The organism is Halorubrum halophilum (assembly GCF_000739595.1).
GTDB lineage: Archaea > Halobacteriota > Halobacteria > Halobacteriales > Haloferacaceae > Halorubrum > Halorubrum halophilum.
This window is the reverse complement of sequence record NZ_BBJP01000032.1, coordinates 16,812-43,018: the sequence shown is the minus strand read 5'-3', so window position 1 is coordinate 43,018 and position 26,207 is coordinate 16,812. Positions and strand designations below refer to the sequence as shown.

At 60.6% G+C, this 26,207-nt stretch carries 31 protein-coding genes and 2 pseudogenes; 14 read left to right on the top strand and 19 right to left on the bottom strand.

What is annotated here, in order from left to right; genetic code table 11:
- From ACP96_RS17745 to ACP96_RS11210, 3 genes are all read left to right on the top strand, one after another.
- The coding region (locus tag ACP96_RS17745) for a zinc ribbon domain-containing protein (protein ID WP_154020454.1) at positions 1-363 on the top strand (363 nt) is incomplete at its 5' end.
- A 114-nt stretch (positions 364-477) separates the two neighbouring features.
- Positions 478-1,323, top strand: coding sequence for a universal stress protein (locus ACP96_RS11215; RefSeq protein WP_050033368.1), 846 nt, complete (start codon positions 478-480; stop codon positions 1,321-1,323).
- 390 nt (positions 1,324-1,713) lie between these two features.
- Positions 1,714-2,952, top strand: a complete 1,239-nt coding sequence (locus ACP96_RS11210) for an RNA-guided endonuclease InsQ/TnpB family protein (protein ID WP_050033367.1) — start codon at positions 1,714-1,716, stop codon at positions 2,950-2,952.
- 431 nt (positions 2,953-3,383) lie between these two features.
- Here ACP96_RS11210 and ACP96_RS11205 read toward each other — a convergent pair whose 3' ends face one another.
- Genes ACP96_RS11205 through ACP96_RS11190 form a run of 4 tightly spaced genes read right to left on the bottom strand, consistent with a single transcriptional unit; the run spans position 3,384 to position 6,783 of the window.
- On the bottom strand, positions 3,384-4,559 hold the full coding sequence (locus ACP96_RS11205) for an inorganic phosphate transporter (RefSeq protein ID WP_050023014.1): 1,176 nt from the start codon (positions 4,557-4,559) through the stop codon (positions 3,384-3,386).
- Between the two features lie 9 nt (positions 4,560-4,568).
- On the bottom strand, positions 4,569-5,027 hold the full coding sequence (locus ACP96_RS11200; protein WP_050023013.1) for a YeeE/YedE family protein: 459 nt from the start codon (positions 5,025-5,027) through the stop codon (positions 4,569-4,571).
- Positions 5,024-5,581, bottom strand: coding sequence for a YeeE/YedE family protein (locus ACP96_RS11195; protein ID WP_050023012.1), 558 nt, complete (start codon positions 5,579-5,581; stop codon positions 5,024-5,026). Before ACP96_RS11195 ends, ACP96_RS11200 begins: the two co-directional genes overlap by 4 nt.
- 8 nt (positions 5,582-5,589) lie before the next feature.
- Entirely contained in the window at positions 5,590-6,783 is a 1,194-nt protein-coding gene (locus ACP96_RS11190; RefSeq protein WP_050033366.1) for an MBL fold metallo-hydrolase, read from the bottom strand.
- 248 nt (positions 6,784-7,031) lie between these two features.
- Between ACP96_RS11190 and ACP96_RS11185 the strand changes: the two genes are divergently transcribed.
- From ACP96_RS11185 to ACP96_RS11175, 3 genes are read left to right on the top strand one after another with little or no spacing between them, the layout of a single operon-like run.
- Positions 7,032-7,277 carry a sulfurtransferase TusA family protein gene (locus ACP96_RS11185; protein ID WP_050033365.1) on the top strand — a complete coding sequence of 82 codons (246 nt, stop codon included), beginning with the start codon at positions 7,032-7,034 and terminating at the stop codon, positions 7,275-7,277.
- Between the two features lie 2 nt (positions 7,278-7,279).
- Positions 7,280-7,852 carry a DsrE/DsrF/DrsH-like family protein gene (locus tag ACP96_RS11180; RefSeq protein WP_050033364.1) on the top strand — a complete coding sequence of 191 codons (573 nt, stop codon included), beginning with the start codon at positions 7,280-7,282 and terminating at the stop codon, positions 7,850-7,852.
- Between the two features lie 6 nt (positions 7,853-7,858).
- Positions 7,859-8,077 carry a HalOD1 output domain-containing protein gene (locus tag ACP96_RS11175; RefSeq protein WP_050033363.1) on the top strand — a complete coding sequence of 73 codons (219 nt, stop codon included), beginning with the start codon at positions 7,859-7,861 and terminating at the stop codon, positions 8,075-8,077.
- Between the two features lie 271 nt (positions 8,078-8,348).
- On the opposite strand, the gene ACP96_RS11170 is transcribed toward ACP96_RS11175, so the two are convergent.
- The 7 genes from ACP96_RS11170 to ACP96_RS11140 all read right to left on the bottom strand — a co-directional run bounded on the left by ACP96_RS11170 (position 8,349) and on the right by ACP96_RS11140 (position 13,851).
- On the bottom strand, positions 8,349-8,669 hold the full coding sequence (locus tag ACP96_RS11170) for an antibiotic biosynthesis monooxygenase family protein (protein WP_050033362.1): 321 nt from the start codon (positions 8,667-8,669) through the stop codon (positions 8,349-8,351).
- Between the two features lie 131 nt (positions 8,670-8,800).
- Positions 8,801-9,919 (bottom strand): aminotransferase class V-fold PLP-dependent enzyme, encoded by a 1,119-nt coding sequence (locus ACP96_RS11165; protein ID WP_050033361.1) that lies wholly within the window; start codon positions 9,917-9,919, stop codon positions 8,801-8,803.
- Positions 9,920-9,934: 15 nt separating this feature from the next.
- Positions 9,935-10,273, bottom strand: coding sequence for a thioredoxin family protein (locus ACP96_RS11160; RefSeq protein ID WP_237561639.1), 339 nt, complete (start codon positions 10,271-10,273; stop codon positions 9,935-9,937).
- A gap of 116 nt (positions 10,274-10,389) precedes the next feature.
- A complete protein-coding gene (locus ACP96_RS11155) occupies positions 10,390-11,016 on the bottom strand; it encodes a DUF1641 domain-containing protein (RefSeq protein ID WP_050033360.1) in 627 nt (208 codons plus the stop codon).
- A gap of 2 nt (positions 11,017-11,018) precedes the next feature.
- Entirely contained in the window at positions 11,019-12,164 is a 1,146-nt protein-coding gene (locus ACP96_RS11150) for an NAD(P)/FAD-dependent oxidoreductase (RefSeq protein WP_050033359.1), read from the bottom strand.
- The gene (locus ACP96_RS11145) at positions 12,161-12,397 is read right to left on the bottom strand and encodes a sulfurtransferase TusA family protein (RefSeq protein WP_050023001.1); all 237 of its coding nucleotides are present in this window, start codon (positions 12,395-12,397) and stop codon (positions 12,161-12,163) included. The genes ACP96_RS11150 and ACP96_RS11145 overlap by 4 nt, the downstream gene beginning before the upstream one ends.
- Positions 12,398-12,600: 203 nt before the next feature.
- Positions 12,601-13,851 (bottom strand): M20 family metallopeptidase, encoded by a 1,251-nt coding sequence (locus ACP96_RS11140; protein WP_050033358.1) that lies wholly within the window; start codon positions 13,849-13,851, stop codon positions 12,601-12,603.
- 767 nt (positions 13,852-14,618) lie between these two features.
- Here ACP96_RS11140 and ACP96_RS18685 point away from each other — a divergent pair.
- Entirely contained in the window at positions 14,619-14,774 is a 156-nt protein-coding gene (locus tag ACP96_RS18685) for a rubrerythrin-like domain-containing protein (RefSeq protein ID WP_152663287.1), read from the top strand.
- A 302-nt stretch (positions 14,775-15,076) separates the two neighbouring features.
- On the opposite strand, the pseudogene trxA reads toward ACP96_RS18685, so the two are convergent.
- Positions 15,077-15,489, bottom strand: a pseudogene (gene trxA / locus ACP96_RS11135) (thioredoxin).
- Positions 15,490-15,742: 253 nt separating this feature from the next.
- Between trxA and ACP96_RS11130 the strand changes: the two are divergent.
- Positions 15,743-16,183, top strand: coding sequence for a DUF302 domain-containing protein (locus ACP96_RS11130; protein ID WP_050033356.1), 441 nt, complete (start codon positions 15,743-15,745; stop codon positions 16,181-16,183).
- A 66-nt stretch (positions 16,184-16,249) separates the two neighbouring features.
- On the opposite strand, the gene ACP96_RS11125 is transcribed toward ACP96_RS11130, so the two are convergent.
- The 3 genes from ACP96_RS11125 to ACP96_RS11115 all read right to left on the bottom strand — a co-directional run bounded on the left by ACP96_RS11125 (position 16,250) and on the right by ACP96_RS11115 (position 19,025).
- Positions 16,250-17,311 carry an MBL fold metallo-hydrolase gene (locus ACP96_RS11125; protein WP_050033369.1) on the bottom strand — a complete coding sequence of 354 codons (1,062 nt, stop codon included), beginning with the start codon at positions 17,309-17,311 and terminating at the stop codon, positions 16,250-16,252.
- A gap of 194 nt (positions 17,312-17,505) precedes the next feature.
- Entirely contained in the window at positions 17,506-18,267 is a 762-nt protein-coding gene (locus ACP96_RS11120; RefSeq protein ID WP_050022996.1) for an enoyl-CoA hydratase/isomerase family protein, read from the bottom strand.
- A gap of 110 nt (positions 18,268-18,377) precedes the next feature.
- Complete coding sequence (locus tag ACP96_RS11115) at positions 18,378-19,025, bottom strand: helix-turn-helix domain-containing protein (protein ID WP_050033355.1); 648 nt, start codon at positions 19,023-19,025, stop codon at positions 18,378-18,380.
- Positions 19,026-19,112: 87 nt separating this feature from the next.
- Here ACP96_RS11115 and paaA point away from each other — a divergent pair, with 87 nt between their 5' ends.
- From paaA to paaE, 6 genes and pseudogenes are all read left to right on the top strand, one after another.
- Positions 19,113-20,051, top strand: coding sequence for a 1,2-phenylacetyl-CoA epoxidase subunit PaaA (paaA, locus tag ACP96_RS11110; RefSeq protein WP_050022993.1), 939 nt, complete (start codon positions 19,113-19,115; stop codon positions 20,049-20,051).
- Between the two features lie 2 nt (positions 20,052-20,053).
- Positions 20,054-20,236, top strand: a pseudogene (locus tag ACP96_RS19900) (PacF protein); the annotation flags it as partial.
- Positions 20,213-20,578 (top strand): phenylacetic acid degradation protein PaaB, encoded by a 366-nt coding sequence (locus ACP96_RS11105; RefSeq protein ID WP_394296550.1) that lies wholly within the window; start codon positions 20,213-20,215, stop codon positions 20,576-20,578. The pseudogene ACP96_RS19900 and the gene ACP96_RS11105, both read left to right, overlap by 24 nt.
- The gene (gene paaC, locus ACP96_RS11100) at positions 20,578-21,411 is read left to right on the top strand and encodes a 1,2-phenylacetyl-CoA epoxidase subunit PaaC (RefSeq protein WP_050022989.1); all 834 of its coding nucleotides are present in this window, start codon (positions 20,578-20,580) and stop codon (positions 21,409-21,411) included. The genes ACP96_RS11105 and paaC overlap by 1 nt, the downstream gene beginning before the upstream one ends.
- Complete coding sequence (paaD, locus tag ACP96_RS11095) at positions 21,404-21,835, top strand: 1,2-phenylacetyl-CoA epoxidase subunit PaaD (RefSeq protein ID WP_050033354.1); 432 nt, start codon at positions 21,404-21,406, stop codon at positions 21,833-21,835. The genes paaC and paaD overlap by 8 nt, the downstream gene beginning before the upstream one ends.
- Positions 21,832-21,999, top strand: coding sequence for a 1,2-phenylacetyl-CoA epoxidase subunit PaaE (gene paaE / locus ACP96_RS19780; RefSeq protein ID WP_303645585.1), 168 nt, complete (start codon positions 21,832-21,834; stop codon positions 21,997-21,999). Before paaD ends, paaE begins: the two co-directional genes overlap by 4 nt.
- Before the next feature lies 1 nt (position 22,000).
- Here the strand turns inward: paaE and ACP96_RS11090 are convergent, their stop codons facing one another.
- The 4 genes from ACP96_RS11090 to ACP96_RS11075 all read right to left on the bottom strand — a co-directional run bounded on the left by ACP96_RS11090 (position 22,001) and on the right by ACP96_RS11075 (position 26,207).
- Positions 22,001-22,411 carry a universal stress protein gene (locus ACP96_RS11090; protein ID WP_050022984.1) on the bottom strand — a complete coding sequence of 137 codons (411 nt, stop codon included), beginning with the start codon at positions 22,409-22,411 and terminating at the stop codon, positions 22,001-22,003.
- Positions 22,412-22,706: 295 nt separating this feature from the next.
- Positions 22,707-23,429 (bottom strand): ABC transporter ATP-binding protein, encoded by a 723-nt coding sequence (locus ACP96_RS11085; RefSeq protein WP_050023056.1) that lies wholly within the window; start codon positions 23,427-23,429, stop codon positions 22,707-22,709.
- Positions 23,422-24,189, bottom strand: a complete 768-nt coding sequence (locus tag ACP96_RS11080; protein ID WP_050022983.1) for an ABC transporter ATP-binding protein — start codon at positions 24,187-24,189, stop codon at positions 23,422-23,424. Before ACP96_RS11080 ends, ACP96_RS11085 begins: the two co-directional genes overlap by 8 nt.
- Positions 24,186-26,207 (bottom strand): ABC transporter permease, encoded by a 2,022-nt coding sequence (locus ACP96_RS11075; protein ID WP_050033353.1) that lies wholly within the window; start codon positions 26,205-26,207, stop codon positions 24,186-24,188. Before ACP96_RS11075 ends, ACP96_RS11080 begins: the two co-directional genes overlap by 4 nt.

Below are 26,207 nucleotides of genomic sequence, written 5' to 3'. Positions count from 1 at the left end.
TTATATGTACAAAAGAGACAGCTCCACTCGTGGGCGTTCAACCGTCTCTACCAATACCTCGCATACAAAGGCGAGATGCGGGGTGTTGAGGTGCTGAAAGAAAACGAGTGGAACTCCTCGAAAACGTGTTCATCGTGTGGCGACGACACGAAATCGAACCGTGTCGAACGTGGCCTGTACGTCTGCTCGTCGTGCGAGTTAGTAGCCAACGCGGATTGCAACGGAGCGGAGAATATGCGACAGAAGATAACTCCGAGTCCTCACGGCGAGGATAGGAGTAACGGCTGTGTGGCACAGCCATCGACACACTTGTTCGACCGCGAGAGCGGGACATTTCACACGAGAGAGCAAGTCGTATCGTAGACCAGCAAATATCCCACCTGCGGCACGGGAAGCCTCGCCGTTTACGGCGAGGAGGATGTCACTCCTACAAAATCGATCAAAACCATGTTGTGGACACTCGACAAAAGTGTCGCTATGAGGGCCCTATGCGCTACCGACCTGTCGGCTGCAAGTGAAGCCGCAATAGAGAACGAAACCTGCCTCGAGTGCTTGGGCCGCATCGGCGTCGATACGATCCACCTCGTGACGGTCGTTCCGGCGAACGTCCACTCTGGGATGCCCGGCGTGAATTTCGAAGAGCAACGTCGACGAGCGCTCGACCAGTATCGGACGGTCATCGAGGCCGCCGGATTCGACGTCGAGACTCACGTCGTCCGTGGGACCCCCTATCGACGTATCAACGGCATCGCTGAGACCGTCCACGCCGATCTATCGGTCGTCAGCTCACGAGGACAAAGCCCGTTAGAGAACCGGATCATCGGCTCGACGGCCCGCAACCTCGCGCGGACGACTGTCGTTCCGTTGTTGGTCAACCGGGTCGAGCGGGGGACCGACGACCCCGAGGTTCTCCGGGAACACCTCTTTCAACGTGTTCTCTTCGCGACGGACTTCTCTGAGAACGCCAACCGAGCGTTCGACGCCTTCTCGTACCTCCGTCACGCGACCGAGGAGGTGACGCTCGTTCACATTCGGTCGCCGAAAGACGAGGGCGTCGACGCCGATGCCAGCCCACAGGAACAGTTGGCCGAGCATGCGAGCACGCTGGAAAACTGGGGCATCGAGACACAGGTCGAGGTCCGACACGGCGATCCCGCCAACGAGATCCTCGCCGTCGAATCTGAGGTAACACCGTCGACGGTCCTTGTCGGGTCGAAAGGGAGAAGCCGTATCCGACGGCTCCTGTTGGGGAGTGTCTCCGAGGAGATTGTCGCACAGGCAACGGGAAACGTCTTTCTCGTCCCGCCACCCCGGGCAGTCTGAGAGAGACAACACCAGGGCTGCGATATCGTTTGGCGTCGGCAGCCCTTGCCAGCTCTCGGGACGCGTGGGGGTCCAGGGGCCCCCACGGAGCATTCAGTCTTCAGTGACGCTTTCCCTTCCGGCCCTCGCAGGCGCGGGTGGCTCGTGAGTACCGAACTCGGGATGGTCTCCTCCATCCAGAGATCCACCACCCCGCCGGAAACAAACATCAGACCAGCAGTCAGGGTACTTGAGTTCAGCAGGTTCATAATGACCGCAAGGAGGAAACCCGCGTCTTTAGGCGCGGGAGGAAGCCGACAATCCATTACACGAACTATACCCAATAGCAGGCTGACTCCCCCACGTCAACACAAACCACTATAAGAACTCCCTACTTCACATGAAGTACAGATGGTGGAGAGTTCACGCACTCGAACCGTGCCCATCAAACTCGATGTGGACGAGAGTGCCGCTGAACTCCTCCACCAGACAACCGACTACTTCCTTGACGCTGCCAACCACGTCGTAGACGTGGCGTGGGAACCTGACTGGAAAATCACCAGCAAACAGAAACTCCACGACCTCACATACTACGACGTTCGGGATGACTCACCGCTTCCAGCTAATCTCGTGCAAGCCGCACGAAACCGCGCCGCAGAAGCCGTCAAAGGCGTCATCGAACGCTGGAAGGAAGGTAGGAAAGCCTCGAAACCACACTTCGCGTCACGGTTCGCCAGCTACGACGCGCGAACCGTCACCGTCAACGAAGACCACTGTACACTCGCAACCACCGATGGACGAGTGACCGCAGAGTTCGTCCTTCCGGACGAACAGCGTGACACGCCACACGCCGCGTACCTGTTCAACGATGACTACGACGTGAAAGGAGCCACACTCCACTACGACGAGGTTGAGGACTGCTTCTATCTTCACGTGCGGACAAAGCCCGCCGTGGAGAACGATGAGGCCGAACAAGGCGATGCCAAGCACGTCTCCGTCCTTGGTGTTGACCTCGGTATCACAAACATCGCAACTACCTCAACCGGCACGTTCTGGAGTGGCGGCGAACTTAACCACTGGCACCGAGAGTACGAGAAGCGACGGGGCGACCTGCAACAGATCGGCACTCGATGGGCACACGAGACTGTTCAACGGGTCGGTCGCAAGCAAACCGGGCGCTTCGAGCAGCTGCTTCACACGATCTCGAACGAACTCGTGGAGGAAGCTCTTAAAAACGACTGTACGCACATCGTGTTTGAGCAACTCAAAGGCATCCACGAACGCCTCCCGCACGCGAAGGCGGTTCACAAGTGGGCGTTCCACCGACTCTACGAGTATGTCACGTACAAAGCCGAGTCTGAAGGACTTGAGGTGACGCAAATTAACCCGGCGTACACGAGTCAACGTTGCTCGAAGTGTGGATTCACGCACGAGGATAACAGGCCGACACAGAATGGTCAGGATGTGTTCGGTTGTCTGAAGTGCGGGTACGATGTTCACGCGGATTACAATGCGGCGAAGAATATCGGTCTGAAGTATCTCCGCGACCAGCAAAAGTCTGGTCGCGGAGGCGCACCCGTAGGCGTGCGCTTGAACAGCGGGACGTTGAACGTGAATGGCGAGTATTCGCCTACCGCGCTCAGCGGGTAGAACGGGAGTCCACGCTGAATGCCACGCCCTTCAGGGCGTGGTGGCTTACTTGTGGGTTACGGAAGTTCGAGGAGAAAGCTTCGCGCTTCAGCACGGGGATGAATCCGATAAACTCCACACGAACCACGTTTGACGTTCCGACAGATGTTTTAACTGAGTGGTCGTCGTACGAACAGGTAACCGAGGCGGCCTGCCCGCCCAGTTAATTGGACAATATCGGGATTGACCGATCCCACGCAGAAAGCATCCCTTTCTGTACGTGGATTTCGAGATGCAGGCAGTACAAGTATCTCTGAATCCCATGCCGGGATAGGGGTAACGGCTGGTTGGCACAGCCAGTAGCCGCCTTTCGCGGCCGCTACAAACCGTAACCATCCCAACCCAGCGGTGTCGTGCCGTGGGAATCTTCGCCCTTTAGGGCGGAGAGGATGTCAAAGTAGGAGGAAGGCGGTGCCGTACGCGAGCGCGAACGAGAGGAGGAACGACCCTGCCCACGCCCCAACTGTCAGGAGAATTTTTCTGGCATCCACAGCTTCCCGACCACCAACGGCGACACCGCTTCCGATGATGGCGCTGACGACGATCTCGTTGAACGAGACCGGGACGCCAAGCAGCACTGCCAGCTGTGCGATCAAGAACGACGGCACGAGCGCCGAGATGGAGCGCCGCGGTCCAAGCGACGAGTAGTCCTGGGCGAGCGACTTAATCATTCGCGGCGCTCCCGTCCACGAGCCGACGAGCATTCCGAAGCCACCGCCGACGAGCACCGCGAACGTCGAAACCATCCCGACCTCGTCAAGCAGCGGCAGCAACGGCCCGACGGCGAGCCCGACCTGGCTCCCGCCCGCGGAGAACGCCACGAGTGACCCGAGCGCCAGCAGCACCCGACGCAGGCCGCCGCGTTCGTCGCGACTCACGTCCCACCAGACGACCGCCGCGACGGCCAGCGCCGCGAGGCCAGTAATTCCGACCCCCGACGCGAGCCCGTCGACTGCCAGCATACGCTGTCCGAGCCCGCGGACGGTTCCTGCAGCGCTCCCCTCACCCAGGAAGCTGAACTGAACGTTCACGAGAACAGCCCCAACGAGGCCGGCGAGGACGGGAATGCTGTACCGTTCGGGGACGTCGGGCCGCGGAAGGAGGCTCGCGATCGTGAACGCGATGCCACCACCGACGAACGGCGTCAACACCCAGACGGCGGCGATCTGGCGGTACTTCGGCCAGACCGGCGTGCCACCGAGGGCGAGGCCGACACCGATGACGGCACCTGTCACGGTGAACGCCGTCGCGATCGGATAGCCGGTCGTGATACCGACCGCCATCAGCCCCGCGCCCAACACGAGCACGAGGATGACGCCGGCGATCGGCAGGCTGATGCCGCCGATGAGGCCGCTCCCGATGGCTTCCGAGACGTTCCCTCCCTGCGTGACGGCGCCGGCGAAGCCGAACATGCCGACGAGGAACGCAGCCCGCATCGTCCCGATGGCGTTCGCGCCGACAGCAGGGGCGTACGGTGTTGCGCCGCTCGACCCGGCACCGATAACCCACGCCATGAACAGGCTAGCGAGCGCTGCACCAACGAAGAGGGCGATGAGAGCGGGGTCCATAGAAGTGAGTTAGTCTGCGCCAGTTACGGCGGTGTCACGTGCCTGGCTGCGGCTCCGCCAGTAGCCCTGGGCGTACGCGCCGAGGAACATCCCAGCGAGCGCCCAGAGAATCGTGATGTTGCCGACACCGAGGCTCGCGTACGCGGCGCCCGGACAGATGCCGGAGAGTCCCCAGCCGACGCCGAAGACGGCGCCGCCGACCAGGACGTTCCGGTCGAACGGTTTCAGGCGCCGCTCGTAGGGGTCACCTGTAAGGGGTGCGGCGTCCCGAATTCGGGGCAGCAGCGCGAACGCGATCCCGGAGACGATGGCGGCGCCGAACATGACGAACGGGAGGCCGAGGTCGTCGAACTGGAGGAAGTTCAGCACTACCTCCGGCCGTGCCATGTGGCTGAACCCGAGACCGAACCCGAACACGATGCCGCCGACGAAGATCAGCGGCTTGAACAGCGGGTGGCGATCGCTCATGGGCTCACCCCCAGCGCAGCGACGACCTGGGCGGTCCCGATGGCCACGGTCAGGAACGTCATGACGCCGACCAGCGAGGTCTTCGACGCCGAGCCGACGCCGCAGACGCCGTGCCCGGACGTACAGCCCTTTCCAATCCGGGTTCCGATACCGACCAGAATGCCGCCGACGAACAGTCGCCACGGCTGGACGTCGGTCGTCCAGAGCGTCACCCCGGCAACCTCGTACAGCTGGCCGGTCGTCCCGGGCTCATACAGCGAGCTCGTGACCAGGCCGGACTGGAACGTCGCCGCGAACGCCAGCCCACCGAGGATGATGCCGGCCGTGAACACGAGCCGCCAGTCACGCGAGCCGACGTACTGCTGGAAGCGGGACTGGTCGGACACGTACGACAGCGTCGACTCCAGGAACGTACTCGCTCCGGCTGGGATCCCCGTCCCGATGTAGATCAGAACGGTGCCAAGCCCGACGAGCAGTCCGCCGACGGCGTACCGACTAATCCCGTTCGGGAACAGGTCGGCAACCGCCTGGAGCAGTACTGGGTCAGCAACCATCGGCGTCGTTAGTCACCCGCGAGGGAGTCCTGGCTGGCTGCGCAGTTGTTCGGCCCGAGTTCGAGGGTGAACGCTTCCTCGTCGTCGACGGCGTTCTGGCCGAGGTTCGTCGCGATGATGTCCTCGTAGTTGGCCGGCCGCGGCGGCATGTCCGAGAGGATGAGATCGACGAAGTCGTCCTCGTCCATCGTGAGCGCATCCATATCCTCGACCAACTCGCCGATCGGTGCGGTGTAAGTACCGTCCGCAGCGGGCTCGGCAGCGTCGCTGAAGTGCGCGCCACCGACGAGCGTGTCGTCGGACAGCGTCAGCACGCGCTCCTGGAGGGACTCGTAGAGCATGCGCGCGGCGTCGGGCGCGCCGTCGTCGCCCTCTTCGAGGTCGGGGCGGGCGACGCTCTCGATGAACAGCCCGTCGCCGGTCGCGAGCAGGCTGTCGTCGACGAGGTACGACGTCATTCCGGTCGTGTGGCCGGGCGTGGAGATCGCCTCGATAGTGGCGTCGCCGACGTCGAACGTGTCGCCGTCCGCAGCCGTCGTCAGTTCGTCCGCGTACGTGACACCACGGTCGACAGCAGCCTCGGGGATGACGCCCTCGACGCCCTCGTCGTCGAGGTCGCGTACGCCGGAGATATGGTCGGCGTGGACGTGCGTGTCCAGCGCGTACTGCAGATCGACGCCGAGGTCGTCCGCGTCCTCGAGGTAGCGGTCGGTGAACGCCCGCAGCGGGTCGATGATCGCGGCTTCGCCGTTGTTGTAGAGGAGGTAGCCGAGACAGCCCGAAGAGGGGCGCTGGTACTGCAGCAGCGTGCCGGCGCCATCGTAGCGCTCGACTTCGACGGCCTCGTAGATGCTCGCCCAGCCGTTCATGCCATCCTCTAGGTGGTTCACGTCGTAACCGCGCTCGGCGAGCGTGCCCGCGACGAACTCGCTGGCACCGCCCTTCGCACACAGGACGGTTACCTCGCGGTCGTCGGGGATCTGCTCGAGGATGTCCTCGTCGATGTCGTCCTCGAGGAACTCGAAGTACGGGATGTTGATCGACGTGACGTTCTCACCGTCGATACGCCACTCCTCGTAGTCTGATTGCATACGCGCGTCGAGGAGTGTGACGTCCTCGCCGGCGTCGATACGATCCTTCAGCGTCTCCGGGTCGACGGTTTCGACGTCGACGTCCGGAGTCGGGAAGTCATCGGCGTTCATGTTGTGCAGTCGTTTCTACTGGGTGGACGTACAAAAAGATTCGCATAGAAGTTCCTCAATTACACAATACTATCGCGATATATAGACGCCCTATTTCCCACAGACATCCGAAATCGGGCAGATAGCCGAAATATAGAAGACATCCCGCTGCTTGGATTGTTGGAGTATTCCCAAGAACCGACAATCTTTTACTTGGGTAGGGGGTATTGTGCGATAGCTCCAATACAGACAAACGGAGCAGATAACCAATGAGTGCTGAATTCGACATTACGGAGACGCTAGACGTGAAAGGTGCATCGTGTCCCATGCCAGTGGTGAAAGCGAAGTCGGCCATCGACGAGCTCTCGGAGGGTGAAGTCCTCGAAGTGCTGGCGACCGACCCCGGAAGCATGAGCGACATCGACGGCTGGGCGTCCGGCACCGGGGGCATCGAGCTCGTCAACCAGGAGGAAGGCGACGACGTGTTCAAACACTACGTCCGCAAGACGGAGTAACGATGGGTACGGACACACCCGACGCGCCGGCCGACGACGCCCCCTCGCGTGCGGAGCTGGCCGCACGCGTGGACGAACTGGAGGATGCCCTTGCCGAAGCCACCAGTGACGACGACGGCAAGAAGATGAGCATCATCGCGACGAAGGGGACCCTCGACATGGCGTACCCGCCGCTCATCCTCGCGAGCACCGCGGCCGCGTTCGGCTACGAGGTGACCGTCTTCCACACGTTCTGGGGGCTGGACATCCTCCACGAGGAGCGATCGAAGAATCTGAAACTCAGCTCCGTCGGCAACCCCAACATGCCCGTCCCGAACGCCGTCGCCGCGCTCCCGGGCATGGACCGCGTGACGACGAAGATGATGGAGAAGAAGATCGCGGACAACGACACCGCCACCATCGAGGAACTCATCGAGACGAGTCTCGACATGGGCGTGGAGTTCCAGGCCTGTCAGATGACCATCGACCTGATGGACTACGACGAGGACGACTTCTACGACGGTGTCACCACGGGCGTCGGCGCGGCGACCGCCCTGCAGGACATGGCTGACTCCGACATTCAGCTCCTCGTCTAATCTCCCATGAACGCACTCGAAGAGCCCATCCCCAAGATCGTCGACGCGGTCGCAGACGCAGAGAGCGTCGAACCAGTCACACTCGACCCGCCGCTAGCCGAGGTCGCCGATCCGGATGCGATCGAAACGTTGGTCGAGGATTCGACATCGGCTGAACTCGAAGTTCGGTTCGCATATCGTGGTCACGCCGTCGTCGACGAGAGCGGTCGGGTGCAGGTCGACTGAAGCAGACCGTCATTTTCCATTCCGACGTGAGAGAATCACACAACGGTTCACCTTCTGGTTCTTTGCTTCCCTGATTCGCTCGGTATAGGGAACAAGCTAACAGCTCGGTTCGCGTTCTGCTTACTGCTTGTCACAAGAAGGATTACCAGACGGAATTAGCGTCGAAGTCGGCGGGCGCGTAATCCCTGTCTCAGATGGCTAGCTTCGTTGAATACAGAACGTTTTTTATCGCGTCATTGCTGAGAATCTCAATCAAGCGGGACGGAAACTCCTATGCGGGCGGGTCTGCGTCGTCACCAAATCCACTTCCATACGATTCGATGACTTCCGTAACGGTGACCTCGTAGGCATCGTACCACTCTGTCCACCGCCGTTTCGCCTCTTTGTGCTCTGAATATGCGCCAAACGTCTCAAGCGCGTCTAACGACTCCCAGTAGTACGCGACGAGAACCTCCTCACTCTCTGGAGCATGCCACGTCCGCTTGCCGAGATAGCCGTCCGTGTCCTCAGTAGCCGCCTGTATCGCGTCATTTAACTCGTGAAACTCCTCGTCATACTCCCCAGGGTCGAGGCGAAACGTGACAAGGTACATTTCTACAACTCTCCCACCCCCACGAGTAAGACGGTTCTCCTTCAAAGACCGAACTGCGCACACCTGCTAAGCAGACGATTCACCTTCAGAAGGAACTGCCATGTCGGGGTACGGAGAAAACGGTGTTCGCGTCAGATCCACTCCGACTCGAGTGCCTCCAACAGCTGCTCGACCTCAGTGTGAGTGTTGACCGCGTGGACCGACGCACGGATGGCATCCGGCGTCGGCACGGAACGAACAACAATTCCCTCCGACGCGAGTCGGTCAACCGTCGCTTCGGGGTCGTCTACGTCGATGGTCACGAGTCCCGACTCGGGGTCTACAGGACTGAGAAGCCGGTCGTCGGAAACCCCATCGGCCAACTGGCCAGCCAATTCCTGAATTCGGGCAGCGATACGGTCGACTCCAACTTCGTCGATCGCCTCGATGGCTTCCGCCAGGGCGACGTGTGGAGCCGGGTTCGCCGATCCGACCTCGAATCGGCGGGCGCCAGCTGCGAACTCGTAGGGATCTGCAGTCGGCGTCTCGACGCTTCGGTACCCAACTGTGGTAGGTAGGAGGGAGTCAGCAGCTGTCCGGTCGACGTAGAGGAAGCCGCCGCCCCACAGCCCCAGCAGCCACTTGTGACCGGCCGCCGCGACGGCGTCCGCACCCCACTCGCCGACATCCATCGGAAGCTGTCCCGGCACTTGTACAGCGTCGACGAGCGCGAACGCGTCAGCGTCGTGGACGATATCGACGAGATCGCTGACGGGCAACTGGGTGCCGTGCGTCCACGTCACCGCGCTGAAACAGGCTAGGCGCGCGTCCTCGACGGCCTCGGCAAAGGCGTCGAGATCGACGCGACCGTTCTCCGTCTCGACGACGCGAACGTCGACGCCTTTCTGTTCCAGGCGTTGCCACGGGAGCGTCCCAGCTGGGTGTTCGAGGTCGGTTCGGACGACGGTGTCGCCGGGCTCCCAGTCGATAGCGGTCGCGACGGCGTTGATGCCCGCGGTCGTGCTCTCCGTGAGCGCGATCTCGTCGTCATCCGCACCGACGAAGGTGGCGACGCGCCCCCGTACGCGGTCATAAGTGTCGAACGCAACCTCGTAGGGGTCGTTTCGCGTGCTCGTTTCGTACTCGTGTGACTGTACGAACTCGTCAGCAGCCTCGACGACGTACCGTGGACTCGGCCCATGGGCGCCGAAATTCAGGTAGACGTCCTCGTGTAAGGCGGGCGTGTCGGCGCGAAGTTCTCTGGGGTTCATCTCGTTGTCGGTGAGTTAGTCTCGATATCGGGCGATCAGGTCGCGGAGTGTCTGTTCGTTCTGGCCGCCACGGAGCTGTTTCACCGGTTGCCCGTCGACGAAGAGGACGAACGTGGGCGTACTCTGGGCACCGAACTCGATTGCCGTTTCGAGGTTCGACTCGATGTCGATCGTCAGGATCGCCGCGTCAGTGTCTTCGGCGAGTGTTTCGAGAACCGGCTTCATCCGCTTGCAGGTGCCACACCACTCTGTGTAGAACTCCACGAGCGCGACGCTACTGTCTTCGACGACCGTTTCGAGGTCGTCGTCACCAAGCGAAACCACGCGGTCCGTCTTCGCTGTCTGCGTTGCCATTACCAGCCTCTACGCACCCGGTGTTTAATAGTCTTGGGCCTACTACACAATACAATACGGTGCGGTCACTCCCCGTCTACATCGACCGGGAAAGTGGCCCGCCTCGGAGAGAGCGGTTAGTGTGACTTCTCCGTGGATTGCGCACGGCCGAGCGCGCCTGCAAGCGCCAGCAGATAGCCCAACCCGTACTGGACATCCGGATCACGTAATCCGCGAAGCAGACCAACGGCCCCGACCTGCTCGGGGGAGCTCTGCTCCGCCTCACCGACGCTCTCCAGCAGCGTTTGGATGCCATCACGAGTATCGTCGTCAGCGGCCGTCTGCGCGACCTCGCCGACTGCAGCACCGGTACCGGCCAGTGACGTGACCATCTCGTCGTCGAGCGCTGCGGTCGCCAACGACCCTACCTCCGCGAGTTCGGCCAGGTCGTCGAGCGTCCCGCTTTGCTGGAGCGCGAGCAACGTGTCAAGGGCCTCCCGCAGGTCGTCGCCGTTCTCCCCAACCGTCTCGGCCAGCGCCACGGTCTCGTCGGTCGCCAGCCCGTCGGCGGACTCTGTCAGTGTCGATCCCGTAGCCGATAGCTCCCGGACCATCTCGTCGTCGAGCGCGCTCTCGCCGAGCGAGAGCACGTCCAGCAGCTCGTTGACGGCGTCGAGGTGCTCCACGAACTTGGCGACCGCCTCGGGGTTCTGCTCGATCGCCGCTTCGAGGTCGGTCGGCGCGTTAGTCTGGTTCTCGGACATAGTCAGAGCAGTCCTCGTGCAGTCAGCCAGTAGGATTCGTTGTACGCCAGCTTCGACCAGTGGAGTTTCTCCGAGGGCGGCGCCGGCGACGGCGGATTCTCGTAGTCGAACTCGACGAAGGACGCCGCGTCCATCCCCGTCTCGATGAAGCACAGCGTCTTCCCGTCGTAGGTCGCCGTCGCCGGGCGGTCGCGGATCTCGCTGGCGAGGCGCTGGCCGACGACGCCGGCCTGGTAGTGGGCGACGCTGCCCGCGTTCGGGACGCCGGTGTCGGCGGTGTCACCGAGCGCGTAGACGTTCTCGGCAGCCTCAGCTTCGAGCGTGTGTTTGTCGACGTCGACCCAGCCGTCGTCGCCGAGCCCCGCCTCTTCGATCAGGTCTATCCCGCCGTGGGGTGGAATCGTCACGAGGAGGTCGTAATCGAGTTCGGTCCCCTCCATCGACGTGATGGTCTCCGCGTCGGGGTCGACCGACTTGGCGTTGAAGAACGTCTCGACGTTGATGTCCCGTTCCTCCATGATGGGACGGGCCCACTCGGCGATGTGGGAGTTGCCGTGGACGCGCTGGATGGGGTACGTGTAGGTGATGGCGACGTCCTCGCGGAGGCCGCGCTCGCGGAGCCAGTCGTCAGCCATGAAGACGAATTCGAGTGGTGCCGCCGGACACATGTGGGGCGTCCCGATGACGCTCAACACGAGGTCACCCTCGGTGAATTCCAGCAGTTCGTCGCGCAGGGCGGTCGCTCCCGACTCGCTGTAGTAGTCGTGACCGCCCTCCGCGAGGCCGGGGATCTGGTCGGGCTCCAGCGTCGACCCGGTCGCCAGCACGAGGTGATCGTAGCCGACCGTCGAGGCATTACCGTGGAGCGTGAGCCGCTGGGACTCGGTGTCGATATCGGTCACGCGGTCGATCCGGAGCTCGACTGCGTCGTCGACGAGCTCGTCGAGCGCGCGGCGACCGTCCGCCGGCTCGCGCTGGCCGAACGGCACGTACAGCCAGACCGGCTTGTACACGTGGTCGGGGCCGTCGTTGATCAGGGTGACCTCGACGTCGCCGGCGTCGAGCTCGGGTTCGAGCCGGTCGGCGAGGTCGTTGGCGAGCACCGACCCACCGGTCCCGCCGCCCACGATGACGATTCGCTCGGTCATGCTTTCTCCACGTAGAACGCGTTGTGGTCGTCGCCTTCTTCGACCGCGAGCAGTTCGTTGCCGGCCTCCTCGGTCCACTCGGGGACGTCGGTGAGCGACTGGTCGGTGTCGCTCAGCAGGCGGATCACGTCCCCTGACTCGGCGCCCCGAATCTTTCCGATGAGGTCCATCAGCGGACCGGGACACGCTGCACCTCTGGCGTCGACGGTGGCGTCTGGTTCGATGTCGGTCATAGCTGTCTCACAGGCGGTGATTGGAACCGTCCGATATTAGTATTGTATATGAGTTCCAACATTCTGAAAAAGTGCGGTCGAGAGGGGCCAGTGGCCGGCGATCGATCGCGCCGTCGCTGTCACCGATCCGGCGACAGCCAAGCACAGGCCCCACCGATTCGAGTCCGTCCGTCCACTCGCACCACAGCCCGGATCTGAAGCTCCTACCGGTCGATCTGGGACCGCCACGCTGCCGGAAGCCGGGCGTAGACGATCGCGTTATCGACGAGCACGTCGACCGGAACGTACTCGTCGGGCGCGTGGACCGTGTCGGCCCCCAGCGCGAACTCGACGGTCGGGATGCCCGCGTTCCGGAGTTTCTTGGCGTCGCCGCCGCCCGTGGCACTCCGTCTGAAGACGTGCTCTCCCGTGGTGTCCTCCGCTGTCGACGCGACGGCTTCGACGAGTGGGCCGTCAGGATCCTCGGCGGTGCCGACGCTCCAAGCGACGTCGGCGACCGTGATACCGTCGCAGTCGGCGACGCATTCCCGAATCTTCTCCAGCACGTCGGGCGTGTGGACACCCGCCGTCAGCCGTACGTCGACTTCGGCACGTGCAGACTGCGGGACGGTGTTGATCGCGTCGCCACCTTCGAGGACGCCGAGATTGATCGAGGGGTACCAGAACAGCTCTCGAGCGGTGGCCTCACCCATCGAGGGGGCGTAGTATTCGATCGACTCCTCGACGATCGGTGCCACCTCAGCGTCGATCTCGAGCCGCCGGGTACCGAATCGCTCGCGCAGGGTTTCGATGGCGTCGTAGAGTCGGTCGATGGCATTGATGCCGAGCACCGGCCGGGAGCCGTGGGCCCCCTCACCGCTCGCTTCGAGGGTCAACCAGATGCTTCCCCGGTCCGCGACCGTGACGGAGTGGCGGCCTTCCTCGCAGGTCGGCTCGCCGATCACGCACGCGTCAGCGTCGAACCGGCCGGCGTCCAGCAACGCTGGCAGGCCGGCGTCGCCACCCACCTCCTCGTCGCTCACGAACGCGAACTGGAGGTCGACGGGCGGAACTGCGTCGGTGGCTGCGACGGCCTGAATCGCGAACAGCATCGACGCCACGGCCCCTTTCATGTCGGTTGCGCCGCGACCGTAGACGTGGTCACCGACCCGCTCACCGAGCGGGTCGTGGGACCACGTGTCGGCGTCGAACGGCACCGTATCGAGGTGGCCGTTGTACAGCAGTGTGTGGTCGGACTCGCCCGGGATTCGAACGAGCAGGTTCGGCTTCACCGGATCGACTGCGAACCGCTCGACGTCGACCGAAAGCGGATCGAGGAACTGCTCGATCTCGGAGACGACTTCGCGCGTGTCACCGGGCGGGTTCGACGAATCGTTCGCGAGGAGATCGAGCGTGAGCGTGACCAACTCCTCGCGGTGGGCCCGGACGTACTCTGCGGGAGTCGTGTCGCTCATTCACTCGCTACCTCCCCCCTCCCCGCACCCGATCTCGCGGCACCGCCACCGCCGCCGACGAGGGTGTCGCTCATACCAGAGGATTGGATCGGGAGTGACTAAAGTATTTCTGCGATCATACAATACTGTGTGGTCGGGTGCACTTCTCCCCTCTGTACACGACCGGAAAGAGAGATCGTGCCAAATCGCCGTCTACCGCCATCAGAGACGTTGCTCCGACTTCCCGGCCAGTCACTTCGACTGGCTTGCTGTCTGCACGTGGCGGTCGCAGTCGAACGAGGTTGCGAGGGCGGGATCATCCAGGGGACGCGACCTACAGTACTTCACTGGACTGCGCGCGGAGTCGCAGTGCGTCGACTGGGCTGTCACTGGACTGGCTGCTCACCGGTGGGCGTGGGGGATCGAATCGGTCAGTGCGGGGGCGATAGCCAGTCGATCCCTGATTCCGCCGGCGTCCAGACGCTCGTTCTCACCCGCATCATCCCGTACCGTAATCTCGAACCGGTGCGACGGGAGGCGAAATCAGCCGTCGACGGCGGCGTTGCCGTGGCTGAAGACGGACCCTCCGCCGCTCTGTAGCGGTTGTCTCCCTAGCCGGGTTCCCTCGTGTCGGTAAACGAGATACCGCTCGCTACAGGGGACGTGTCCGTCGACAGAACTCGGCCAGATCCGGAAGGAGAGCATTCCGGACTACAGGATATAGAAATTAAGGTACCTTATATTTCTATTACCATTAATACTTATCTCTGACGACGCTGTGGTATCGTATGCCACAAGGTCAAGACTACGAGCACGAGAACGATCCGGCGTCACCGTCGCAGTACGAGTGTTTACGGTGTGGCACCATTGTTGAGGCGAACTCTCATCCCGGCACCTGTGAGTGTGGCGGCGACTTCCAGAACCGGGCGAAGTCTCTCGAATAAGTCACACCAAAGCTTCTGAGACCGCATCGACAGCGGCGGATGGAGGCTCAAGTGGTTGTTCCGTAATCAGCGCTCGAAACGTCCCGGCATCGGCTCAACGAAGCGCCCACGTTCCTCGACGTCGAAACCACAGCAGGATCGTCCCGGGACCCGCGTACGTGGCGTCGTGCGGGAAGCGAGACCGACCAGCGGCTCACCGAGATCATCCGTCAGCGTCATTCGGTGAGGCCGGCGACAGCCGAAAGTGAGCGGGCCTCCGAGTGGCCCGATCTGCGTCAGCAGGCCCATCGGTCGCCGTTGATTCACGCGTGCGTTTCGATCACGGAGCGAAGCTGCGCTTCGTCTGCATTCCGACGAGTCGTTCCGCCGGCTGTCCGTCAGCGAACAGGACGAGCGTCGGTACCCCCCGGACATCGTACTCGGCGGCGAGTTGCTGGTTCGCGTCGATATCGACCGTCGCGACGGTCGCATCGGTCTCGGCCGCGATCCGTTCGACGATCGGTTCGAGCATCTGGCACGGACCACACCACTCGGCGTAGAAGTCGGCGAGCACGAGGTCGTACTCGGCGATGGCCTCGGAGAGGTCGGCGCCGCCGTTGATGTGGAACGGCTCGGACAGACTCTTCAAGGCAGATGCCTCAGCACCGTCCGTTGCAGCCCGATTTCGAAGTTCCGCCAGTTTCTGTCGTCGGATCTCCTCGATATCTTCAGCCATTCGGTGTCCATTCGCCCCGCGCCGACTTAGTTGTTTTGTATATTGTACACAATACTACTTCGAGAGAGAGCCCTCACGCACAGAAGCGGTGACCATCTCGGAAAACGGGTGGAAGCGCAGCGTACTGATATTTCTGAACAGTACATTGCCACTTGACAGAGAAGCTACGAGAGCGATTCTATTCCATGAATCTCCGCTCTCGTCGAACAACACCCGAAGAGACTTTGTCCTGAAGGCCCAAGATAGCACACGAATGACGCTCCCAATCGACCCACGTCAGATCGACCCGGAGGACATCGGCGAAGAACAGTCGACGCTCGAGATGAGCCACGAAGATGCCATCGAACACGTGCGCGACGTGTTCACGGACGCCGGCTTCGGCGTCCCCGTCGAGTTCTCTCCGTCCGAGATGCTCAACGAGAAGGTCGACGCGGGTCGGGACCCCTACTACGTGCTCGGCGCGTGCAATCCCGGGGTCGCCGACCGCGCGCTCGAGACGACGGACAACAAACTCGGGGCGCTCATGGCCTGTAACGTCGTTATCTGGGAAGAAGAACCCGGCAAGCAGGTCGTCTACCACGTCTCAATCATGCGCGTCGCCCGACTGGTTGGGATGGCGCCCGATAACGAGGAGATGGCGGATATCGTCGCCGATACCGGCGAGCTCGTCGACGAGGCGTTCGCGAACCTGTAACGTTCCGATACCGACCGATCTCTCGGACTCAGCTGCTTCGGCAAACACCGTTCCGGTGGGCGGATATCACAGCTGTTGATCCATGCTGGTGGTTGGAAACAGCGAGTCAATATCGACGTCTGCGTCAATACGCTGATAGCGACTGCCATCACGCTCTACGACGCGAGCGGACGCCAAATGATCGAGGTGTGCGAACGCCTCTCCCGGGCCGTGGAGGATGTGTATCTCGCTGAGCGAACCGAACAGCTCCGCTGACACCTCCCACGGGGTTGCCGACCCGAGTTTGTCGAGCACGTCTATCACCCGCTTTGTTCGGGTCCGATGGTGTTCGAGAATGGTCGCCGCTCGAAGTGACGTCTTGTCTATCCGGTCTCGATGCCCCGGATATGTAACGCTGAAGTCGCGCTCGATCACCCGGACGAGACTCTGAGTATATGCGGCCAGCGGGTCGTCGACTCGGACATCGGCACCGCCGACATTCGGCGTGTATTTCGGAAGGATCACGTCTCCCGAAAACAATCCCTCGGGAGCGGCGTCCGATGTGTCGGTGTCGTCGCCACTGTCTCCCGTGGCACTCGGTCCGTCTGCCTGTATCTCATTCACATCGAACGCAAACCCCGTAAGACCAGCCGTGTGCCCCGGGAGATGGACGGCTTCGAGGGTCACGCCCCCGACGGTGAGGGCGTCTCCGTCGGATATTTCTGTCACCTCGGCATGAGGGCCGGAAAGTTCTGCTCCAACTGACGCAAAAAAATCAGCCAGTTCCTTCCGCTTCTCGTCTGGTAGCCCCCACTCGTCGAGCGTCTCACGCTGGAGCTCAGGGTTCTCCATCAACGGCTGCACTCTCCCGTCAACGATTGGCGCATCGGCCTCATGCACAAACACATCGGCCCCGCTCGCCTCCTGTATCTCTCCTGCGAGTCCGGCGTGGTCGGGGTGCCAATGTGTCAACACCACCTCGTCGACGTCGCCGAATTCAACGCCATGGTCAGCGAGTCCAGACTGCAGTTCGTCACGGACGCCAGCCATTGCGACTCCTGTGTCGAGGAGCGCGGTCGTCGGGCCGTCAAGCAAATACACGTTGTTTGCGCCTTCGAAGACTGTATTCCCTAGCTGGATTCGTTCCACGACTAGTCGTTGATTGTAATCCCTTTTGAGTATTTTCACCGCGGAAAACGGGTCCGATCGGTGTTCCTCACACGGGGTGAGAACTCCCGGTTCGCCTGATTTGAACGGAGACCCGACGAGTCGTCTCACCCTCCGAGAGATCTCAGACGCGCTTGGCGATTAACTCATACGGTCACCACTGTCGCGAGAAGGTATCACTCGAACTCGGGTGACCGGTTTTCCAGAAACGCCTCGACGCCTTCCGTGTGCGCATCTGTCCCGTACGCAAGCGTCTGGAAGTGTGCCTCTCGTTCGAGTCCGTCTTGCCATGGCTGTCCGAGGTTGTCATGGATCGCTCGTTTGGTTAACGCGATCGTCTCAGTCGGGCGATCCGCGAGCGTCGAAAGCAGCGTCTCAACCCGCTCGTCGATATCGTCGTCTGGAACGGCCTCGTTGATGATGTCCCACTCCGCCGCCTTCGACGCGGAGATCAACCGACCGGTAAATGCGAGGTCTTTCGCTTTTCGCAGACCGACAACTCGGGGAAGCAGTGCGGTGCTACCGGCGTCCGGAATGAGGCCGACATTTATAAATGATGCGCCGAATCGGGCAGATTCAGTGGCGTACGCGAAGTCTGATAACATCGCGATTGCCATGCCCGCACCAACGGCATCGCCGTTCACGCGCGCGACGACTGGAACGGGAGCGTCAAGAATCGATTCGGCGACACGACCAAGCGTTTCGCGGACCCGATCGTACGACTCAAGTGCGGTCTCGTCGCGCTCAGCCATCGCGTCGATGTCGCCCCCGGAGCTAAATGCATCACCCTCGCCAGTGATGACCACGGCATCGTGCGTGGATGGGTCGAGGCCACCCATGGCATCAACAAGATCGGCGGCGACCTCGCCGGTCATCGCGTTGTATGACTGTGGGCGATTGAATGTGATAGTCCGGACGTCACTATCGTCGACGTGCATACTCGTGTTCGCACTTGCACCGTCCTATACTCTTCGTTGATCAAACGAGTGCCTCTTATCACGCGAATAACGTGTTTTGTCGCGACAAGCCGGGCCATGGGTTCGCTCTCTCAGCCGATATCTTGGAACAACTCGGTGAACAGCCCCCGTTGCGCTCGCCGCAATCGCTCGAGAAATGCTGTCTTGCTAATCCCAAGCTCCGTAGCGACCTCGTCGGCATTCGCCTCCCGAGGTATTTCGAAGTACCCAGATGCTAACGCCTGTTTGATGCTTTCTTCCTGTGCCGGCGTGATATCCCACTGCTTGGCCACTGCCGTATCGGCATCGGCACCGATCGAATGGACACGCTTGAGTTGGACGCCGACCGTTTCGCCGGCGGTTTGCATCACTTCTGTGAGTATCTCTCTCCCCACGACTGCCCCCGTGAGAACTGCGCTACCACTTTTATACGAGAGCGACTCGACCATGAACCCGTTGTTGACGAGATCATGGACGACGCACGGGTGAACAGAGAGACACCGATAATTGTACCGTTCGTCCGTTTCTGACCGGTACAGATATTTAATTCGAGGATCTTCTTCGAGGATCTCAGTAAGGCCATCACCGGTCGGTGTACTGAACCGGAGGAGCACGTTTCCATCGTCGCGCAGGAGTGGCGGAGAGGCATCGACGGTCGTGTTCGCACTCCGCGTCGCTTCTGCGAGCGGACAGTCGTCGTCCTCAATTTCGAATTCAACGCTTAGACACTCGCGTATCATACGGCAGCATAGCGCAGTGAGTATATAAACCCAGTCTATGGACTGGCCAATAGGTAAGCAACTTCCGTCAGTACTGTATGATGGATAATGATCGTTGAAGAAGTGAAAGCGCAGGCGGAACCGCGGAGGTTTACGCCGAAAGATGATATGCCGGTCGAGTATCGGAAAGCTGCAACGCGCATGTTGGAGTTCCACGCGAACAGTGAGATTATGGGCGCGTATCTAGAGCGTCCGTTCATTCGCCGCGCCCCCAGCCTCGAGCGGAAGATGGCCTTCAGTGCCAAAACGCAGGACGAGATCGGCCACGGGCAGATGCTGTACCGTGCAGCCGAGTCGCTCGGCATCAAAACCCGCGAGGAGATGCTCGACGACCTCGCAAATGGCGACGGTAAGTTCCTCAACTGCTTCCATTACCCGATGGAAAGCTACGCCGAGACGCCGATGATCGCGTTCTTTGTCGACGGTGCGGCAATGCGTCGGCAGGCCACGCTCAAGAAATCCAGTTGGGAGCCGTACGCCCACGCGATGGACAAGATCTGCTTCGAGGAGGGAATGCACGTTAAACACGGTGAGTCCATCCTGCGAGAACTGATGTCTGGTTCGAAGCGCGAACAAGAGATGGTGCAGGATGCCTTCGAAGAGTGGTGGCCACGGATCCTCCAATTCTTCGGTCCGACCGACGACCAGAGCACCCACCACGACTTCGCGGCAGAAGTTGGTCTCAAGGTGTCTTCGAACGACGAACTCAGGAACTCCTTCCTGAATCGGTACATGGAGAAAGCGAAGCACTACGGTCTGGAGATCCCCGATGAGCCCCGGATCCGCGAGCGCGACGACGGGACCTACGACGTCGTTGAAGACGATCTCGACTGGGACGAGTTCTTCACGGTCTCGCAGAACGAGTACGACGGAAGCATTGAACAGATCACCGGACGCGCGCAGGCCCAAGAAGCCGTGCAATGGGTCCGCAGTATGATGGACAACCCGACGAGCACCCCCAATCGGAGTGCACAGGCGGCAGACTGACCATGATCTGGGAAGTATTCAGACAACGAAGTCCGAACGCAGAGTTCGTCTACTGCCGTGACGTGCACGCGCCCGACCGCGAAATGGCGAAGCAGTTCGCTGTGATTCAACACGGCCGCCGTAAGCCGACGAACGCGCTTTGGGTCGCGCCGCAAGACGATATCGAGAGTGTTGTCCCCGATGAGGACACGAGCGACGTCAACGCGGAAGGCGACTTCGTCGAGTGGCGGGTGTTCCGTCCAGACTCGAGAGGATACCACACTCACGTCGGTGATATCGAAGCCCCGAATGCGGCTGTCGCCCGGCGTGACGCCGTCGACGAATTCGCCGAAGACGAGCGCCCGCTTTGGGTCGTCGAGACGGACCGAATTGGCGAGATCACCGCGGACGATGTCGCGTTTGGCGGAACGACCGATAAGTCCTACCGGTTCGCACAGACATACAATGTCGATCCTGCCGCGGAGGAAGTCGAGGCCTCTGAGAACGAGCAGATCGAAGCGGAAAAGCGACGTCGAGGTGGTGCCTGATGTCCGCAACCGATGCTGATCTCGGACGGCCAGAGGATCTCTCTGAACGAGAGCGTAAGGCGGTTGAGGCCCAGCTATTCCGCTTGGCCGACGACGAGTACGTCCAAGCTGAACGGTACACGTTCTGGCAGGTTCGCTCACCGACGCTCGAATCTGACCTTGCGATCTCGAATAATGCCCAGGACGAACTCGGGCACGCCCGACTGTGGTACGACGCCATTCAACAACTGGGATATTCCGAAGAGGACCTGCTCTGGGAAAGTGACCCATCTGATTTCCAACACGCAACGTTCGTCGAACTTCCCTTCGAAGAGGGCCAGTGGGCCAACGCCATCGTCCGGGCCTACCTTTACGACGTTGCTGAGGATATCAGGTTGGCGGCAGTAGAAGACTCCTCGTACCGAGTTATTCGTGAACGAGCGAGTCGCGCACAGGGGGAGGAAGGGTACCACGTCGAGCACGCGCGAAGCTGGCTCGAACGGCTCGCAGCTGATGCGGACGCCAGCGAACGTGCACAGGAAGCGATCGACGAACTGTACCCATACGCTTTGACGCTCTTCGAGCCCGTCGGTGCCGTTGAGTCGGACATCGTCGAACTCGGGATCAGGACGCAGACGCTCGACGAGATGCGCACGGAGTGGGAAAACCGCATCGTCGATACGCTCTCTGAACTCGGGTTCTCTGTCCCGACTGATGCTGATGTCGCGAGCCCGATCGGGCGAGACAACGAGCACACTGACGCGTGGCACAGTCTCCATGAGGAGATGACCTCGGAGTACCGCGATCTCGGCCGCGACAGCGCCACCGTCATTATGGACCCAGAAGATGAGTAGCGATTACGATCGGCCACGCTCGACTGAAGACGCAGCCCCCTGTTCGCACACTGAGTACGACACGCGTGACCGAGCAGATGGGGACGTCCCGGCGACCGGTGACGATGCCGAAGGGTTGGAACGAGACGTGTGGTCGGCACTCTACGAGATCGAGGACCCGGAGATGCCGGTGAGCATCGTCGATCTTGGACTCATCTATGGCGTCGAGCTCAGTGACGGGAACGCGACGATCGACATGACGCTGACGTACAGCGGATGTCCCGCACGGGAGATCCTATTAGACGACGTCGAACAGACGGTCGCCAGCGTCGACGGTATCACCGACGCCGAGGTGCGGCTTGTCTGGTCACCGGACTGGACCGTAGACCTCGTGACTGAGGCAGGGAAAGAAGCGCTCAGAGAGTTCGGGCTGAGCTTCGAATGAACGAGCCCGATCCAAGCGTTACCACGAGTGGAGAGACTACTGGTGCCGAATGCCCTTACTGCGGGTCGACAGACACTGAGCGTAAACACCCACGCGGCCCTTCCCGATGTCAGTCAATCCACTACTGTAACGACTGCCTTCAGCAGTTCAAGAAATTCGGATAGGTCACTCGCTTCTTTCGGGGGCGTCTGAAGGACTACAGACGATCACGGGCCGGTCCGTCTGCAGGATCACTGATTGTGTCACGCTACCGAACAACACTTTCCCCGTCGGTGAGCGCTTTCGACCGGCGACACAAACGGCGTCGACGTTCAAGTCGTCTGCAGTCTCGACAATCGATCGTGCCGGTTCACCGCTCCGTTCGCGAAACTCGACGGTCACACCTTCTGCTTCCAGTAGTGATTGCGCCCGTGTCACTGCGTCGACTTGCGAGACTGAGGCCCCTTCTGGGTTGTCGACAAAGTCGTGCAGCAGGTACGCGGTTACGTCGTCGCCGTCGAAGAGATCGAGAGTTGTCTCGACCTGAGCAGTCGCGCGTTCGATACTCTCATCGATCGCAAGCAATAGCTGATTCATAACGGCAAGTAGGAGTTCGGCAATCTTATAATTATCGGTTATTTAGTAGATTCTAGAATTTTCTAATATTATTATACTTCGATCGCCTCGCTCAATCAGAACGGATCGCCTCGATATCGAATTGTACCCAACACCGTTGCAACCCGAGATCGCCTACTTGTCGTGAGGCCGGCAGGCCAGGAGCCGAGTGGACGTCTTTGGTGTGTACCCTCCGACGAGTGCATACACCACATCAGTCGGAGAAACCTGTCACAGCGACCGTGAGTATATCCGGACTACGACAGGTCACCCACACTTACTCGCCGGCTGTGATGCCGAGGTGTTTGTCTAATACTGCCTGGTTGTCTTTCACTTCTGATGCAGGCCCCTCGTGAACAATATGTCCTTTTTCGAGGATATATGTGTAATCAGATACATCTAGTGCTACCGGGAGATTCTGTTCGACGACAAGTACGGTTATTCCCCGATCGTTGAGGGTGGCGATCACGTCTTCGATTTGTCTGACGATATATGGGGCAAGTCCCTCCGTGGGCTCGTCAAGGAGGAGAAGGTCCGGGTCTGCGACCATCGCACGCGCTATCGCCAGCATCTGTTGCTCTCCGCCGGACAGCACCGATCCCGGACTATTTTCGCGCTCTGCTAAGTTCTCAAACATGTCGATCACTTCGTCGACGGACGGCCCGTCAGTCGCGTCGACGCCTATCTGTCCCATTCTGACGTTTTCACGAACAGTGAGTCCGGGAAATATCCGGCGCTCTTCCGGAACAAAGGTGATTCCGGTACGAATCGTCTCTTCGGTGTCGAGCGTCGTGATGTCCCGATCGTCGAACGTGATCGTTCCGGCGGTCGGGACGATGTTTCCGACGATTGATCTGAGAGTCGTTGTCTTTCCGACGCCGTTTCGGCCGACAAGTGAGACTACAGACCCCCGTTCGACGTCCATCGTGACCCCAGTTAGCACCTCTGTCATCTGATACCCAGCACGGACATCACGGAGGCTGAGGATCGGATCACTCATCGCGCCCACCACCTAAGTACGCGTCCTGTACGTCGTCATTCGTGGATATCTCCTCCGGAGTTCCGCTCGCGAGCACTTCACCACGCGTCAAGACTGTGATGCGATCCGACACGTCCATAATCAGGTCAATGTCGTGTTCGATGAGCATGATAGATTGGTCCGCGAGTACCTCATTGACGAGTTCCAGCGTCTCTCTTGTTTCTTCGCTGCTCATGCCGGCAGTAGGCTCATCAAGAAGCACAAGCTGTGGATCCGTCGCGAGAACTAATCCGATTTCGAGGCGGCGCTGGTCACCGTACGCGAGTGTCCCAGCCATCTCCGATGCCCGATCTGCGAGACCAATTCGGCGCAGGATCCCGTCTGTCCGATCATTCATTGTGTCGAACGAACCGGTGTCACGAAAGAGCGCTTCGGTCCTGTCAAGCCCGGCGTAGTGTTTCGACTGTACGGCGAGTCGCACGTTCTCGTGGACCGTGAGCCCGCTAAATATATTCGTTATCTGGAACGAGCGGCTGACACCTCTGCGCACGCGTTCGTGCGGCGGGAGGTCGGCGATGGGTTCGCCGGCGAACTCAATTCGGCCGCTCGTCGGGCGGAGTGCGCCGGAAATGAGGTTGAATAGCGTCGTTTTTCCGGCACCATTGGGACCGATCACACTCCGGAACTCACCGCTCTCAACATCGAGATCGATGTGGTTCGTTGCGGTTAACTGTCCGAACTTCTTCGTGAGGTCGCGAATCTCTAATACGGTCTCGGTCATTTGGACTCCTCCATGTCTTTCTTGGTCGCGATCGAGTTATCGAACCGCGACTCGCTGTACACGTCAGCGATGACCGAGGGGAGCGAGATGAGCCCTCGGGGGACGAACAGCACAAACAACACGAAGACGGTTCCGATGACCAGCCGCCACTGTTCGGTGTACGACGAGAGGATATCCTCGGCACCGACGAAGAAGCCAGCACCGAGCATCGGTCCGACAAGCGTTCCCATCCCGCCCACCAGCGTCATCACGATGACCTCTCCCGAATGGATCCATGCCAGCGTCTGGTCAGGTGAGACGATGAATGTGCTGGGATTCACGGCCAGGAGACCGCCCGCCATACCGGCCATCCCGCCACTGATGACGAACACGCGTCGCTTGTACTTTCTCACATCGTAGCCCAGGAATTTAGTCCGCTCCTCAGTTTCTCCGATGGAAGCGAGAACGCTACCGAACGGTGCGTTCATCACCCGTGTCGCGAAGTACAACGAGAGGAGTGCGAGACCGAATGCGATGTAGTAGAAGGCAGTCGCTGGTGTTATTTCGATCAGACCGAGCGGAAGCGAAATGGAACCAAGCTCGATGCCAACACCGGCGATACCGACGAGCGGCTCCCAACCGACCAGTCCGTCGCTGCCACCGGTGAAATCGAATTTGTACACCATGTTGTATAACAGCTCGGCGAACGCGAGTGTGATCATCGCAAAGTAAATCCCGGACACGCGGATCGAGAGGCTCCCGACGATCCACGCGAGGATTGCACAGACGAGAATCGCGACAGCAAGCGCAATAAGGAACGAGGAGGTCAGGTGAATCATAACCAAAGCTGCGGCGTACGCGCCCACTCCGTAGAACATGGTGTGTCCGAGTGGGACGAGGCCCGTGTATCCCATGACAACGTCAAGACTCAACGCGAAAATAGCGAAAATAAACATCTGATTGAGCAGCGTAATGTAGTACGTGTTTCCAGTGAGAAGGAACACGAGCGGGGCGAGCGCTAGCAACACAAGAAACGCGAGGCCGAGCGTCCGTCGAGTGCCGTCCGAGAAGACCTGAGACTCGACGCCGGTGAGAAGTGTACTCTCGGCGCCACCGCCGTGTTCAGAGCTTCCGAACAGCCCCTGTGGCTTGTAGAGCAGGACGCCAATCATTAAGAGGAAGATCGTCACTCCCTCGAAGTCTGGAACAGCGACGATGGTGCCCTGAAGTTCGAAGAGTTCGGAACCGGCGTAGGTCCGTGTCAGCGTCCGAACGATACCGACCAACAGGCCTCCGAACACCGCGCCGCGGAAGCTCCCAAGGCCGCCGAGGACGACGATAATAAACGCAGGGACGATGACACTGCTACCCATGCCGGGGCTTACGCTCTGATACCCGCCGAGAATGACACCGCCGACAGCCGCAAGGGCGGCGCCGATCCCGAAGATAAGCGTGTAGTACCGGTCAATATCGATCCCGACGTTTCTGACCATCTGTCGGTCCTCTGATCCCGCCCTGATAATCATCCCGTACTTCGACTTCGTCAAGAACAGCCAGATTCCGGCCGCGAGCAGGGCGGTGAAGCCGATCATGAAGTAGTTGTACACCGACACCTCGATACCGCCGAGGGCGATCGGCGTCGTGAGGTATTCCGGAACGCCCAGGTTCTGTTGTTCCGGTCCCCACCCCAGCGTGATCAGATCGTTAATGATGAGAACAAGCCCGAAGGTGAGCAGAATATGGTAAAGCGGGTTCCGACCGTACAACGGGCGGATCGTGAACCGCTCGATACCGACACCCACGATTCCGACCAGCAGCGGCGAGAGAATCAATGCGACCCAGAATCCGACCCCCGAACCGAGGGGATCAACGATGCTAAGCGCAAAGTATGCGCCCAACGCGAACAGCTCTCCGTGAGAGAAATTGATCACGTCCATTACGCCGAAAATAATGGACAGTCCGGCCGCTAACAGCACATACACCATCCCGAGTGATATGCCGTTGATGAGTTGCTCCGCCAAGTTGACTACGGTGGACAT